The sequence below is a fragment of the Kitasatospora sp. NPDC052896 genome (assembly GCF_044547075.1).
Lineage (GTDB): Bacteria > Actinomycetota > Actinomycetes > Streptomycetales > Streptomycetaceae > Kitasatospora.
Genome location: NZ_JBITZU010000005.1, coordinates 402,459 through 415,901 on the forward strand (window position 1 = coordinate 402,459; position 13,443 = coordinate 415,901).

14 protein-coding genes are annotated in these 13,443 nt (G+C 72.3%); 11 read left to right on the top strand and 3 right to left on the bottom strand.

Annotated elements, in window-relative coordinates:
- Positions 1 to 55 precede the first annotated feature (55 nt).
- The 3 genes from ACIGXM_RS14770 to ACIGXM_RS14780 all read left to right on the top strand — a co-directional run bounded on the left by ACIGXM_RS14770 (position 56) and on the right by ACIGXM_RS14780 (position 3,470).
- A complete protein-coding gene (locus ACIGXM_RS14770) occupies positions 56 to 1,585 on the top strand; it encodes a helix-turn-helix domain-containing protein (RefSeq protein WP_396560660.1) in 1,530 nt (509 codons plus the stop codon).
- A gap of 111 nt (positions 1,586 to 1,696) precedes the next feature.
- Positions 1,697 to 2,827 carry a GAF domain-containing sensor histidine kinase gene (locus tag ACIGXM_RS14775; protein ID WP_396560719.1) on the top strand — a complete coding sequence of 377 codons (1,131 nt, stop codon included), beginning with the start codon at positions 1,697 to 1,699 and terminating at the stop codon, positions 2,825 to 2,827.
- On the top strand, positions 2,820 to 3,470 hold the full coding sequence (locus ACIGXM_RS14780) for a response regulator (protein WP_396560662.1): 651 nt from the start codon (positions 2,820 to 2,822) through the stop codon (positions 3,468 to 3,470). Before ACIGXM_RS14775 ends, ACIGXM_RS14780 begins: the two co-directional genes overlap by 8 nt.
- A 4-nt stretch (positions 3,471 to 3,474) precedes the next feature.
- On the opposite strand, the gene ACIGXM_RS14785 is transcribed toward ACIGXM_RS14780, so the two are convergent.
- A complete protein-coding gene (locus ACIGXM_RS14785) occupies positions 3,475 to 4,272 on the bottom strand; it encodes a hypothetical protein (RefSeq protein ID WP_396560664.1) in 798 nt (265 codons plus the stop codon).
- Between the two features lie 207 nt (positions 4,273 to 4,479).
- On the opposite strand from ACIGXM_RS14785, the gene ACIGXM_RS14790 reads away from it, so the two are divergent.
- The 6 genes from ACIGXM_RS14790 (at position 4,480) to ACIGXM_RS14815 (ending at position 10,254) form a co-directional block, all read left to right on the top strand.
- Positions 4,480 to 5,271 carry an ABC transporter ATP-binding protein gene (locus ACIGXM_RS14790; RefSeq protein ID WP_396560665.1) on the top strand — a complete coding sequence of 264 codons (792 nt, stop codon included), beginning with the start codon at positions 4,480 to 4,482 and terminating at the stop codon, positions 5,269 to 5,271.
- An 83-nt stretch (positions 5,272 to 5,354) separates the two neighbouring features.
- Positions 5,355 to 5,777, top strand: a complete 423-nt coding sequence (locus ACIGXM_RS14795) for an NfeD family protein (protein ID WP_396560667.1) — start codon at positions 5,355 to 5,357, stop codon at positions 5,775 to 5,777.
- Between the two features lie 10 nt (positions 5,778 to 5,787).
- Positions 5,788 to 6,852: an SPFH domain-containing protein gene (locus ACIGXM_RS14800; protein ID WP_396560669.1), complete on the top strand. Its 1,065-nt coding sequence runs from the start codon at positions 5,788 to 5,790 to the stop codon at positions 6,850 to 6,852.
- Between the two features lie 189 nt (positions 6,853 to 7,041).
- Positions 7,042 to 7,800, top strand: coding sequence for a sulfite exporter TauE/SafE family protein (locus tag ACIGXM_RS14805; RefSeq protein WP_396560671.1), 759 nt, complete (start codon positions 7,042 to 7,044; stop codon positions 7,798 to 7,800).
- A 125-nt stretch (positions 7,801 to 7,925) separates the two neighbouring features.
- The gene (locus tag ACIGXM_RS14810; RefSeq protein WP_396560673.1) at positions 7,926 to 8,225 is read left to right on the top strand and encodes a 4a-hydroxytetrahydrobiopterin dehydratase; all 300 of its coding nucleotides are present in this window, start codon (positions 7,926 to 7,928) and stop codon (positions 8,223 to 8,225) included.
- 97 nt (positions 8,226 to 8,322) lie between these two features.
- On the top strand, positions 8,323 to 10,254 hold the full coding sequence (locus ACIGXM_RS14815; protein ID WP_396560675.1) for a PQQ-binding-like beta-propeller repeat protein: 1,932 nt from the start codon (positions 8,323 to 8,325) through the stop codon (positions 10,252 to 10,254).
- Between the two features lie 68 nt (positions 10,255 to 10,322).
- Here the strand turns inward: ACIGXM_RS14815 and ACIGXM_RS14820 are convergent, their stop codons facing one another.
- Positions 10,323 to 10,844, bottom strand: a complete 522-nt coding sequence (locus tag ACIGXM_RS14820; protein ID WP_396560677.1) for an HNH endonuclease — start codon at positions 10,842 to 10,844, stop codon at positions 10,323 to 10,325.
- A 131-nt stretch (positions 10,845 to 10,975) separates the two neighbouring features.
- Between ACIGXM_RS14820 and ACIGXM_RS14825 the strand changes: the two genes are divergently transcribed.
- Both ACIGXM_RS14825 and tyrS read left to right on the top strand, forming a co-directional pair.
- Positions 10,976 to 11,587 (top strand): DNA-3-methyladenine glycosylase, encoded by a 612-nt coding sequence (locus tag ACIGXM_RS14825; RefSeq protein WP_396560679.1) that lies wholly within the window; start codon positions 10,976 to 10,978, stop codon positions 11,585 to 11,587.
- 95 nt (positions 11,588 to 11,682) lie between these two features.
- Positions 11,683 to 12,948, top strand: a complete 1,266-nt coding sequence (tyrS, locus tag ACIGXM_RS14830) for a tyrosine--tRNA ligase (RefSeq protein ID WP_396560721.1) — start codon at positions 11,683 to 11,685, stop codon at positions 12,946 to 12,948.
- Between the two features lie 261 nt (positions 12,949 to 13,209).
- Here the strand turns inward: tyrS and ACIGXM_RS14835 are convergent.
- A partial coding sequence (locus ACIGXM_RS14835) for a hypothetical protein (protein ID WP_396560681.1) occupies positions 13,210 to 13,443 on the bottom strand: 234 nt, incomplete at its 5' end.

Sequence of the window (13,443 nt, forward strand, 5' to 3'; positions counted from 1 at the left end):
CCCGAACGGGGGTACCGCCCAGGCCCATATCTCATTCATGAGATATCGTCGCCGCATGGCAGACGACTACCTCGCCCGCATCGGCCGGCTCATCCGTGACGCCCGTAAGCACCGTGGCTGGACGCAGGCCGAACTCGGAGCGGCGCTGGGCACCAGCCAGAGCGCCGTCAACCGGATCGAGAACGGCGGGCAGAACATCAGCCTTGAGATGATCGCACGGATCTCCGAGGCGCTGGACAGCGAGATCGTCTCGCTCGGCTACGCCGGCCCGATGCACCTGCGGGTGGTCGGCGGGCGCCGGCTCTCCGGCGGCATCGACGTCAAGACCAGCAAGAACGCCTGCGTCGCGCTGCTCTGTGCCTCGCTGCTCACCACCGGCCGCACCACGCTGCGCCGGGTGGCCCGGATCGAGGAGGTCTACCGCCTCCTCGAGGTGCTCAACAGCATCGGCGTGAAGACCCGCTGGATCAACGACGGCGCCGACCTGGAGATCACCCCGCCGGCCGAGCTCGACCTGGCCGCGATGGACGCCGACGCCGCCCGCCGGACCCGGTCCATCATCATGTTCCTCGGGCCGCTGATGCACCGGGTGGACCACTTCAAGCTGCCCTACGCCGGCGGCTGCGACCTGGGCACCCGCACCGTGGAGCCGCACATGGCCGCGCTGCGCCGGTTCGGCCTGGAGGTCGCCGCCACCACCGGCCTGTACCACGCCACGGTGGACCGCACGGTCAGCCCGGACCGCCCGATCGTGCTGACCGAGCGCGGCGACACGGTGACCGAGAACGCCCTGCTGGCCGCCGCCCGGCACGACGGCGTGAGCGTGATCCGCAACGCCAGCCCCAACTACATGGTCCAGGACCTCTGCTTCTTCCTGGAGCGCCTCGGCGTCAGGATCGAGGGCATCGGCACCACCACCCTCACCGTGCACGGCCTCCCCGAGATCACCTGTGACGTCGACTACGCCCCCTCCGAGGACCCGGTCGAGGCGATGAGCCTGATCGCCGCCGCCGTGGTGACCTCCTCCGAACTGACCGTCCGCCGGGCGCCCGTGGAGTTCCTCGAGATCGAGCTCGCGGTGCTGGAGGAGATGGGCCTGGACTACGACCGCAGCCCGGAGTACGTGGCGGACAACGGCCGCACCCGGCTGGTCGACCTCACCGTCCGCCCGTCCAAGCTGCGTTCGCCGATCGACAAGATCCACCCGATGCCGTTCCCCGGCATCAACATCGACAACGTGCCCTTCTTCGCCGCCATCGCGGCCACCGCGCAGGGCTCCACGCTGATCCACGACTGGGTCTACGACAACCGCGCGATCTACCTCACCGAGCTCACCCGGCTCGGCGCCAACGTCCAACTCATGGACCCGCACCGGGTCCTGGTCGAGGGCCCCACCCGCTGGCGCGCCGCCGAGATGGTCTGCCCCCCGGCGCTGCGCCCGGCCGTGGTCGTCCTGCTCGCCATGCTCGCCGCCGAGGGCACCTCGGTGCTGCGCAACGTCTACGTCATCAACCGCGGCTACGAGGACCTCGCCGAGCGCCTCAACTCGATCGGCGCCCAGATCGAGACCTTCCGCGACATCTGAGCCGCGTCGGCCGAGCGGGACCGTCCGGACGTAGGGCCCGAGGCCTACGTCCGGACGGTCCCGGGCCCGAGGTGCCGCCGCCCGGCCCGGCGGTACGGTGAGCGCATGGGGATGACCGAGGACCCGTGCCTGGGCGGGCTGGAGGCCGTGAGCGCGGCGGTGCTGGCGATGAGCGGGCACCTGGAGGTGCGCGAGGTGCTGCGCCGGATCACCGCGTCCGCCCGCAGCCTGCTCGGGGCCGAGTACGCGGCGCTCGGGGTGCCGGACGACCACGGCGGGTTCGCGCAGTTCGTGGTGGACGGGGTGACCGACGAGCAGTGGCGGGCGATCGGGCCGCTGCCGCGCCAGCACGGGGTGCTCGCCACCATGCTGCACGAGCTGGAGCCGACCCGGCTGACCGACGTCCGCCGGGCGCCCGCCTTCGAGGGCTGGCCGGAAGCCCACCCCGACCTGCAGGACTTCCTCGGGATGCCGATCCTGGACGGCGAGGAGATCCTGGGCGCGATCTTCCTGGCGAACAAGGACGGCGGGTTCACCGACCACGACGAGCAGCTGCTCCGGATGCTCGCCGCGCACGCCTCGATAGCGCTGCGCAACGCCCAGCTCTACGAGCGCAGCCGGGAGCTGACGCTGGCCGGTGAGCGGGCCCGGATCGCGCACGACCTGCACGACGCCGTCTCGCAGAAGCTCTTCTCGCTGCGGCTCACCGCCAAGGCCGCCGCCACCCTGCTGGAGCGCGACCCGGCCCGGGCCCGCGCCGAACTCGCCGAGGTGGCCCGGCTGGCCGCCGAGGCGGCCGACGAACTGCGGGACGTGGTGGTCGAGTTGCGCCCGGCCGCGCTCGACGAGGACGGCCTGGTGGCCACCTTGGCCTCACAGGTGCAGGTGTTGGACCGGGCGCACGTGGCGGCCGTCCGGTTCGACGCCGACGGCGTGCGCACCCTGCCGCCGGCCCAGGAGGCGGCCGTGCTGCGGGTCGCCCAGGAGGCGCTGCACAACGCGCTGCGGCACGCCGAGGCCAACGAGGTGCGGGTGCTGCTGCGCGGCACCCGGGGCCGCGGCGCGCTGCTCCGGGTCGCCGACGACGGCCACGGCTTCGACCCCGAGCGGGTCCGCCGGGCCGGCCGGCACCTCGGGCTGGTCTCGATGCGGGACCGCGCCCAGGCGGTCGGCGGCCGGCTCACCCTGACATCGGCCCCCGGCCAGGGGACCGTCATCGAGCTGGAGGTCCCCGGTGCCTGAGGAGCGTTCCCACCCGATCCGGGTGCTGCTGGTCGACGACCACCAGGTGGTCCGCCGCGGCCTGCGCACCTTCCTGGAGGTGCAGGACGACATCGAGGTGGTCGGCGAGGCCGCGGACGGCGCCGAGGGCGTGGCGAAGGTCCGGGAGGTGGCACCGGACGTCGTCCTGATGGACGTCAAGATGCCGGGCGTGGACGGCATCGAGGCGCTGCGCCGGCTCAAGGAGGAGGGCAGCCGGGCCCGGGTGCTGATCGTCACCAGCTTCACCGAGCACCGCACGGTGGTCCCGGCGCTGCGGGCCGGCGCCGCCGGGTACGTCTACAAGGACGTCGACCCGGAGGCGCTGGCCGGAGCGATCCGCTCGGTGCACGCCGGGCACGTGCTGCTCCAGCCCGAGCTGGCCGGCGCGCTGCTCGCCGACGACGGCCCGCGCCCGCCGCAGGGCCGCGGCGGAACGCTGACCGAGCGCGAGCGCGAGGTGCTCGGCCACATCGCGGACGGCCGCTCCAACCGGGAGATCGCCCGCACCCTGAACCTCTCCGAGAAGACGGTGAAGACCCACGTCTCCAACATCCTGATGAAGCTGGACCTCGCCGACCGCACCCAGGCCGCGCTCTGGGCGGTCCGCAACGGCGCCGCCTAGCCGCTCAGCCCCGCTCGTCCACCAGCGCGTTGTACGCCGCCACCTGGGCCCGGCGCGCCGTGCGCCGCAGCGGCGCCAGCACCGCCGCCCGGGCGGCCATCTCCCCGGCGCTCACCGCCGCGCCGTGCGACTCGGCGGCGATCGCCAGCAGCGCGGAGACCTGCCGCGCCGACTCCAGCACCCGTACCGCTCGCGGCGGGTAGCCGGGCGCCAGCAACTCGCTGTGCCCGCGCCGCCGGTACTGCTCCAGCGCCCGTAGCGCCTGCGGTCCGGCCCCGGCCACGTCGAGGCGGGTCAGCAGCACGGTCGCCTCGCGCAGCCCGTCCGCCAGCTCCCGTTCGGCCTCGTAGAGCGAGGGGACGTCGGCCGGCGGCGCGTCGCGCACCTCGTGGCAGCGCCAGAGCACCGTCGCCGACTGGTCCCCGGGCGGCCCGTACACCTCCACCTCCGGCACGAACCCCAGCGGCACCCCGACCGCGAGCGCCGCCTCGCCGGCCGCCATCGCCAGCCCGTTGAAGCCGGCCGGCCCGGTCAGCCCGAGCGGATGCCCCTCCGCGGGCAGCGCCAGCCGCAGCCCGGTGACCCCGAGCACCCGCAGCCGCCCGAGCGCCCAGCTGAGCCCGTGCAGCTCGCCCTCGGCGTCCCCGGGCAGCCCGGCGACCCGGTGCCGCTCGTCCGACCCGACCACCTCCTCCACCACGTGGTCGGGCGGCGCGAAGCCGCCCAGCATCGAGTTGCCCCAGGCGGTCAGCCGGGCGGAACGGGGTTCGGAACAAGGATTCTCGGCAGGAGTCGACTGCATCCCGCCAGCCTACGGACAAGCACGCCACCCGGGTGGCGTAGGTTTGGCCTGTGCTGCGCGCGAAAGGCCGCACTCCCTCCCTGCCTACCCGGCCGGCGGAGTAGGCTGCCCGCCCGCACCGACTTGTCGACACGTGGACCGCACCCCGAGGACCCGACGCGCCGGACCTCGGACGGGCCGAACATTCTGCATTGGGGAAGGCTGGGCATGAGCGACGTGCTGGAGCTGGTTGACGTATCCGTGATCCGGGAAGGGCGCGCACTGATCAGCCAGGTTTCCTGGTCGGTCGCGGAGGGTGAGCGCTGGGTGATCCTGGGGCCCAACGGCGCTGGCAAGACCACCCTCCTCCAGGTCGCCGCCAGCTACCTCCACCCGACCAGCGGCACCGTCGCGGTCCTCGGCGAGAAGCTCGGCTCGGTGGACGTCTTCGAGCTGCGCCAGCGGATCGGCCTGGCCGGCGCCTCGATGCTGGACCGGATCCCGCGCGAGCAGACCGTGCTGCAGACCGTGCTCACTGCCGCCTACGGCATGACCGCCACCTGGCAGGAGACCTACGAGACCACCGACGAGTCGCGTGCGCTGGCCCTGCTCGACCGGCTCGGCATGGCCGGCTACGAGCAGCGCAAGTTCGGCACCCTCTCCGAGGGCGAGCGCAAGCGCACCCTGATCGCCCGCGGCCTGATGACCGACCCCGAGCTGCTGCTGCTCGACGAGCCCGCGGCCGGCCTCGACCTGGGCGGCCGGGAGGACCTGGTGCGCCGGCTCGGCGCGCTCGCCCAGGACGCCTACGCGCCCTCGATGGCGATGGTCACCCACCACGTCGAGGAGATCGCCCCCGGCTTCACCCACGTGCTGATGATCCGTCAGGGCAAGGTGCTCACCGCCGGCCCGATCGACACCGAGCTGACCGCCCGCAACCTCTCGCTCTGCTTCGGCCTGCCGCTGACCCTGGAGCGGCACGGCGACCGCTGGTCGGCCCAGGGCCTGCCGCTGGGCTGAGCCCGCGCCCGACCGCCGGTTTCCGCCTGTCCACCTGCGGGAAGCCACCACATCTGACGCCGTTTCGTCCCTAGGATGGGTCCGTGGACAGCTGGGTGTGGTGGCTCCTGATCGCCGCAGTGCTGGGGGTGCCGCTGGCGATCACGGGGCTCCCGGAGTTCGGCATGTTCGCGATCGGGGCCGCGGTCGCCGCACTGCTGGCGGGGATCGGTGCCGGGGTGGTCTGGCAGTTCCTGCTCTTCGTGGTGGTCTCGGTCGCCACGCTGGTCGTCCTCCGGCCGATCGCCTACCGGCACCTCCGGAAGGGCCCGGAGGTCCGGATGGGGATCGACGCGCTGCGCGGCGCGACCGCGCTGGTGCAGGAGCGGGTGGACGGGCACGGCGGCCGGATCAAGCTCAACGGCGAGATCTGGTCGGCCCGGTCGCTGCACCCGGACCGGGTGTTCGAACCGGGGCAACAGGTGGATGTCGTCGAAATCCAGGGCGCGACCGCCCTGGTCGTCTAGGGGAGAGACCGTGGAACCCGTCCTCATCGTGCTGGTCGTTCTGGTCGTGGTGGCCTTCATCGCACTGATCCGGACCATCCAGGTGATCCCACAGGCCAGCGCGGCGATCGTGGAGCGCTTCGGCCGCTACACCCGCACCCTGAACGCGGGCCTGAACATCGTGGTGCCGTTCATCGACACCATCCGCAACCGGATCGACCTGCGCGAGCAGGTCGTCCCGTTCCCGCCGCAGCCGGTGATCACCCAGGACAACCTGGTGGTGAACATCGACACCGTCATCTACTACCAGGTGACCGACGCCCGGGCCGCGACCTACGAGGTGGCCAGCTACATCCAGGCGATCGAGCAGCTCACCGTCACCACGCTGCGCAACATCATCGGTTCGATGGACCTGGAGTCCACCCTGACCTCGCGCGAGGTGATCAACGCCGGCCTGCGCGGTGTGCTCGACGAGGCGACCGGCAAGTGGGGCATCCGGGTCAACCGGGTCGAGCTCAAGGCGATCGAGCCGCCGACCTCCATCCAGGACTCGATGGAGAAGCAGATGCGCGCCGACCGGGACAAGCGCGCCGCCGTGCTCACCGCCGAGGGTGCCCGGCAGGCGGCGATCCTGCGTGCCGAGGGTGAGAAGCAGGCCGAGGTGCTGAAGGCCGAGGGTGAGGCGCAGGCCGCGGTGCTGCGCGCGGACGGTGAGGCGGCGGCGATCCGGACCGTCTTCGAGGCCATCCACGACGGCGACGCCGACCAGAAGCTGCTCGCCTACCAGTACCTGCAGACCCTGCCCGAGCTGGCCAAGGGTGACGCCAACAAGCTCTGGATCATCCCCAGCGAGGTCGGCGACGCGCTCAAGGGCCTGGGCGGCGCGTTCAACGGGATGACCGGTGGTGGGGCCCCGAACGGCTCGGCCGCCGCCGGGCCCAGCCTGCAGAAGCAGCCGGTGCCGGTGGAGGGCGACGGCGGCCGGCCGCCGGTCGGCCCGGCGAACGGGCCCCGCCCGCTGGACACTGAGGACAAGGGCGCGGCGCGGCCGCGGGTGAACCCGAGCCGGGAGTACCCGACGATCGATCCGGAGTGACCTGACCCGACCCGTACCCGACGCCCGGCGCGCACCCGCGTGCCGGGCGTCGGGGCGTGTCGGGGGACGTGTCGCGGCCTTGACGTCTCGTGTCCTGAAACACACTGGGCGGCCCGGGCGCGGTCCGGCATGATCGCGATCGCCGCTACCCGGACGGGAGTGGACAAGCGACAGGCAAGGACAGAACTCATGACTCCCTGGGAAGGGCTGGCGGTCTTCGCGGCCGGCGCCGGCGCGGGCACCATCAACGTGATCGTCGGGTCGGGCACCCTGCTCACCTTTCCGGTGCTGCTCGCGCTCGGGCTGCCACCGGTGACCGCGAACGTCTCGAACACGCTGGGCCTGGTGCCCGGCTCGTTCAGCGGGGTGCTCGGCTACCGGCGTGAGCTGGTCGGCCAACGGTCCCGGCTGCTGCGCCTCGGCACCGCCTCGCTGCTCGGTGGGCTGCTCGGCGCGGTGCTGCTCACCCGGCTGCCCGGCAGTGCCTTCGCCGCGATAGTGCCGGCGCTGATCCTGATCGCGCTGGTGCTGGTGGTGCTGCAGCCGCGGGTGGCCCGGGCGGTGGCGGCCCGCAAGGGCGCCGACCACCAGCCGACGGTCGGCCCGCTGCTGCTGGGCTCGGTCTTCCTCACCGGCGTCTACGGCGGCTACTTCGGCGCCGCCCAGGGAGTGCTGCTGCTGGCCCTGATGGGCATGCTGCTCCGCGACGACCTGCAGCGGATGAACGCGGTGAAGAACGTGCTCGCGCTGCTGGTGAACGGGGTGGCCGCGGTCTTCTTCCTGTTCACCACGTCGATCAACTGGTCGGCGGTGCTGCTGATCGCGGTCGGTTCGGCGTTCGGCGGCGTGCTGGGCGCCCGGGTCGGCCGTCGGCTGCCGCCGATCGCACTGCGCACGCTGATCGTGCTGGTCGGTCTGGTCGCGGTGATCAAGCTGCTGCTCGGCTGAGGCGGCCGACACCCGGACCGGACGGCCGGGTGACGAACCGTCCGCGACCTATGCTCGGACGACTGCACCATTTGTCGGGTTTGCGCCCATGTTCGGGCGACTCCCTCCTGATCTGGAGTGACGCGATGAGCAATGACACCCTGCTGACCGAGGAAGAGATCGCGGACGGGCTGAGGCGGCTGCCGAACTGGACCCGCGACGGCAAAGCCATCCGGCGGACCGCCGAGGCCCGCAACTTCATGGCGGGGATCCGGGTGGTGGACACCGTCGCCGAGGCCGCCGAGGTGCTGGACCACCACCCGGACATCGACATCCGGTGGACCACCCTCACCTTCGTCTGCACCACCTACAGCACGGGCGGCATCACCAGCCTGGACTTCCAGCTGGCGGCCCGGATCGACGAGGTGCTGGCGGACGAGGCCTGACGGTGCGTCGGCGGCCCGGTCCGGGATCCCGGGCCGGGCCGCCCGGGCGTCATGAGATGCTGGCCGTCGCAGCAAGCAGCAGGGACGGACGGAACGCATGGCTCAGGACCCGCCCCCAGGCTTCGGCCGGGAGTACCCCCACGGCAGCGACGGGCACGAGCCGGTCGGCTACGACTACCAGCAGGCGTGGTACCCCGCGGCGCCGCTCGGGGAGGAACAGCCGCCGGTCTACGGCACGACGGCACCGCCGTACGACGAGGGCGCGCAGCAGCCCTGGCAGTGGCAGGAGCAGCAGGCCGGGCAGGCCTACTCGGCGGAGGCGGCCTACGGCTACGCCGAGACCGGCACCGCCCAGCCGGAGATACCGGGGTACGACGCCGCGACCGGGTACGACGCCTCGGCCACCGGCCATGACGCCTCGGCCACCGGCTACGACGCCGCGACGGCCGGTTACGACGCCTCGGCCACCGGTTACGACCCGACGGCGGCCTACGACCCCGCGGCCATCGCCGAGTACGACACCGTGATCGGTCAGCAGCCGGTGCCCGGCCTCGAGGAGCCGGCCGAGCCCGCGGGTGAGCCGGACCCCGCGGCCGACGCGGCCGAACCCGCCGCCCCCCGGGCCGGCCGCTCCCGCGCCGGCGCCTCCTCGACCTCGCTGGTCGACCGGGTCCGCGCGGCCGCCGGCGGCCTGCTCGCCGACACCCAGGGCCCGGGCCGCCGCACCCTGCTGATCCGGACCGGCGCCGGCCTCGGCGCCCTCGTCGTGCTGCTGACGGCCGGCGTGATCGCCACCAGCCACAGCGGTGGCTCCGGCAGCTCGGCCGCCGCGCCGCCCTCCTCCGACACCGGCTTCGCGACCTCGCACAACAAGATCTGGACCGCCCAACCGGCCTCCGCGCCGCAGCCCGGCACCGACGACACCCTGGTCGGCAGCTGGCTGCTGTCCAGTGCCATAGTGCGGGCGGACGGCAGCGGGGTGAACGCCTACGACCTCGGCAGCGGCAAGCAGCTCTGGAGCGTGGCCGCCCCCGCCCAGGGCGCCGTCCCGTGCGGGCTGTCCCCGACCGTCAACCAGTCCGGCCTCGGTGCCGCGCTCTTCCGCACCCAGGCCAACCCGCAGAGCCCGTGCAGCCTGTTGGCCGCGGTGGACACCAAGACGGGCAAGACGGTCTGGACCAAGACCCTCTCCAACACCACCAACAGCTACTCGGCGCACGTCGCGGTCACCAACGACCGGGTGATCGTGGTCGCCGACGACAAGGCCGCGGCCTGGAACGCCGCCGACGGGAACGACGCCTGGCAGTACGGAGGCCCGGGCAAGTTCTGCAACCTCTCCGGCAGCGCCTCCGGCGGCACCGTGCTGCTGCACAGCTACTGCGTCGACACCACCCCGAACGACCAGGCCGTCGCGCTCTCCACCGAGGACGGTCATCTGCTCTGGTGGCGCGGGCTGAACAACCAGCCCAAGTCGGTCACCGTGCTGTCGGCCGAGCCCGCCGTCGTGCTCACCACCGGCGACCAGCCGACCGACTCCCAGGTCTTCGCCTTCGGGTCGACCGGTGACCCGACCGTGCAGATCGCGGTCAACACGCCGGCCGGCCAGCTGGACGTCACGCACGGCGGCTTCGACCCGGTGCCCGGGGTGTTCTTCCAGGGGCACACCATGGTCACCACGCTCGTCCCCTCCACCGGGGGCACCGCCTCGACCACCGTGGTGGGCTACGACCTCGGCACCGGCAAGGCGATCTGGCAGAGCAAGGCGACCGAGAAGGGCCCGGTGGCCGCCGTCGGGCTGGACAACGGCAGCCTGGTGCTGGCCGCCGACGAGCGGGTGCTGGAGCCCGCGCACCTCAGCCGGTTCAACCTGGCCAACGGGCAGGAGTCGGTCGGCGGCGGGTTCCCCAAGGGCACCGGCTCGCTGCTCAGTTCGGGCCTGGTGCTGATCGGTGAGGACAAGGACATCGTGGTGCCGCAGCACTCGGGCACCTTCGGCATCGCCACCGCCTTCCAGGCCGCGAGCAACTGAGTACCCGGTGGGCCGGCCCGTCCCCCGATCGGGCCGGCCCACCGGAAGTCGCTCGGTGGACGCGGAGTTCAGGCGGCGACGGCCGCCGGTCGTGGCAGCCACGGCGCCAACTCCGCGGCCTCGCCGGCCCGCAGGCCCAGCGCCAGCATCAACGAGGCCTCCGGAGTGGGCTCGAACGGGCGACGGAGCAGGGTCATCCCGGCCTGCTCCGGCGTGCGGTCCGCCTTGCGCTGGTTGTCCTCCGCGCAGGCGGCCACCGTGTTCAGCCAACTGTCCTCGCCACCACGTGACTTGGGCTGAAGGTGATCGACCGTGCTGGCCCGCCGGCCGCAGTAGGCGCACAGATGCTGGTCGCGGACCAGGACACCCCGCCGTGACCAGGGCGCCCGTTGTCGGAACGGCACTCTGACGTACCGCCGCAGTCTGATCACCCGGGGCACCGGCAGGGCCAGCCCGGTCGAGCGCACCCGGGCCAGCGGATGGGCCTGCTCCAGCACGGCCTTGTCCTGGAGCACCAGCACCACCGCACGCTGTAGCGACACGGTGGACAAGGGCTCGTAGCTCGCGTTCAGAACCAGTGTGTCGCGCATCCCGGCCACCTCCCAGACCACTCCCGCCCCGGTGGCGGACGGGTCCACTCTGAACGCCGAACCCGCCACCGGACAACGGAATTTCGCTGACCCGGACGGCCGTCTCCCTACCGTGCGGCTACCCTCGCGGTGTGTCCGACGACCCGCTGCCGCACTCGTTCTTCGCCCGCCCCGCCCCCGAGGTGGCCCCCGACCTGCTCGGCCGGGTGCTCCGCTGCACGCTGCCGGCCGGCACGGTGGAGCTGCGGCTCACCGAGGTCGAGGCGTACCAGGGCCCGGACGACCCCGCCTCGCACGCCCACCGCGGCCCGACCGCGCGCAACGCCGTGATGTTCGGGCCGCCCGGCTACGCGTACGTGTACTTCACCTACGGCATGCACTTCTGCGTGAACCTGGTCTGCGGGCCCGGTGGCGTCCCCGGGGCGGTGCTGTTGCGGGCCGGCGAGGTCGTCGCCGGGCTGGAGCTGGCCCGGGGCCGCCGGACCACCAGCCGCCGGGACACCGACCTGGCCCAGGGACCGGCCCGGCTCACCACGGCGCTCGGGATCGACCGCAGCCACGACGGAGCCGACCTCGACGGGCCGGTGCTGCGGTTGTTCCCCGGCACCCCGCCGCCCGCCGAACGGATCCGCTCGGGCCCGCGCACCGGGATCGCGCAGGCCGCCGAGACGCCTTGGCGGTTCTGGACCGAGGGCGAGCCGACGGTCAGCCCGTACCGCGCCCACACGCCACGCCGAAGGTAAACCGCTGGCGCGGACCGCGTACCCTCGGACACGCTGGATCACCACCGTCGGACCCGCCGACCAGGGGACCGACCGGACCGAGGAGAAGCGTGACCGTGACCGACATCGTCGACGAGCTGCGGTGGCGTGGGCTGATCGCCCTGTCCACCGACGAGGACGCATTGCGCAAGGCGTTCGCGGACGGCCCGGTCACGTTCTATTGCGGCTTCGACCCGACCGCGCCGAGCCTGCACCTGGGCAACCTGGTCCAGCTGCTCACCATGCGCCGGATCCAGCAGGCCGGGAACCTGCCGCTGGGCCTGGTCGGCGGCGCGACCGGCCTGATCGGTGACCCCAAGCCCACCGCCGAGCGGGTGCTCAACGACCCGGAGACGGTGGCCGGCTGGGTGGACCGGCTGCGCGGCCAGATCGAGAAGTTCCTGGACTTCGAGGGTGAGTACGCCGCCCGCATGGTCAACAACCTGGACTGGACGTCCGGGATGTCGGCGATCAGCCTGCTGCGCGACGTGGGCAAGTACTTCCGGGTCAACAGCATGATCGCCAAGGAGGCGGTGTCCCGCCGGCTCAACTCGGACGCGGGCATCAGCTACACCGAGTTCAGCTACCAGATCCTGCAGGGCATGGACTTCCTGGAGCTGAACCGGCGCTACGGCTGCACCCTGCAGACCGGCGGCAGCGACCAGTGGGGCAACCTCACGGCCGGCACCGACCTGCTCCGCAAGGCCGACGGCAAGTCGGTGCACGCGCTGGCCACCCCGCTGATCGTCAAGGCGGACGGCACCAAGTTCGGCAAGACCGAGTCCGGGACGGTCTGGCTCGACCCCGAGCTGACCACCCCGTACGCCTTCTACCAGTTCTGGCTCAACTCGGACGACCGGGACGTCTCCAACTTCCTGCGGATCTTCAGCTTCCGCTCGAAGGAGGAGATCGAGGAGCTGGAGCGGGAGACCGCGGAGCGCCCGCAGGCCCGGCTCGCCCAGCGCGCGCTGGCCGAGGAGCTGACCACGCTGGTGCACGGTGCCGAGCAGTACGAGCGCGCGGTCGCCGCGTCCAAGGCGCTGTTCGGCCAGGGTGACCTCGGCGAGCTGGAGTCGGCCACGCTGGCCTCGGCGCTCGCCGAGCTGCCCAGGGCGGAGGTGGCCGAGCTGGCGCCGATCGCCGACCTGCTGGTCGCGGTCGGCCTGGCACCGAGCCGCTCGGCCGCCCGGCGCACGCTCAAGGAGGGCGGCGCGTACCTCAACAACGCCAAGCTCACCGACGAGGACGCGGTGCCCGTGGCGGAGGACCTGCTGCACGGCCGCTGGCTGGTGCTGCGCCGCGGCAAGCGCAACCTGGCCGCGGTCGAACTGGTCGCGAACTGACGCGACGTCGGCCGGGCCGTGGCGGTGGCGACCGCCGTCAGGTGGCCTGAAACAGACGCCGGTTGAGCTGTGGGAACACCACCGAGGGACCAGATCTGGTCAGATCTGGTCCCTCGGTGTTTGACGGGGCCGCACGACTGGCCTAGTGTTGGACGAGTCGCCTGAACCGGACGGACAAGTCGGACAGCCGAGAGGCCGGCCGATCATCTCGGTCCAACCGGAGCGACCAATACCCCACCGAATGACCAGCGCTCGTCGTTTTCAATGCCGAGTTTCGTTGGTACGGACCTGGTCCGGAAATACGGTAGAGTAGCGGTCGCCGCGGAAGGGGAAAGCGGCCCCGGCCAGCACGGGATCGGAAAGCGCCGAAAAGCGGATCTGATAAGCTGGAGACACGAAAGAACGAAACGCCCGGAGGGCCTGCGAGAGCGGCCTGAAGGAAGTGTCCGTTCCTTGAGAACTCAACAGCGTGCCAAAAGTCAACGCCAGATATGT

Coding starts and splice junctions, on each gene's coding strand:
- ACIGXM_RS14810 (WP_396560673.1), top strand. CDS start 7,926: ATGAGCAATGACACCCTGCTGACCGAGGAAGAGATCGCGGACGGGCTG.
- ACIGXM_RS14820 (WP_396560677.1), bottom strand. CDS start 10,844: ATGCGCGACACACTGGTTCTGAACGCGAGCTACGAGCCCTTGTCCACC.
- ACIGXM_RS14785 (WP_396560664.1), bottom strand. CDS start 4,272: ATGCAGTCGACTCCTGCCGAGAATCCTTGTTCCGAACCCCGTTCCGCC.
- ACIGXM_RS14805 (WP_396560671.1), top strand. CDS start 7,042: ATGACTCCCTGGGAAGGGCTGGCGGTCTTCGCGGCCGGCGCCGGCGCG.
- ACIGXM_RS14770 (WP_396560660.1), top strand. CDS start 56: ATGGCAGACGACTACCTCGCCCGCATCGGCCGGCTCATCCGTGACGCC.
- ACIGXM_RS14775 (WP_396560719.1), top strand. CDS start 1,697: ATGACCGAGGACCCGTGCCTGGGCGGGCTGGAGGCCGTGAGCGCGGCG.
- ACIGXM_RS14815 (WP_396560675.1), top strand. CDS start 8,323: ATGGCTCAGGACCCGCCCCCAGGCTTCGGCCGGGAGTACCCCCACGGC.
- ACIGXM_RS14790 (WP_396560665.1), top strand. CDS start 4,480: ATGAGCGACGTGCTGGAGCTGGTTGACGTATCCGTGATCCGGGAAGGG.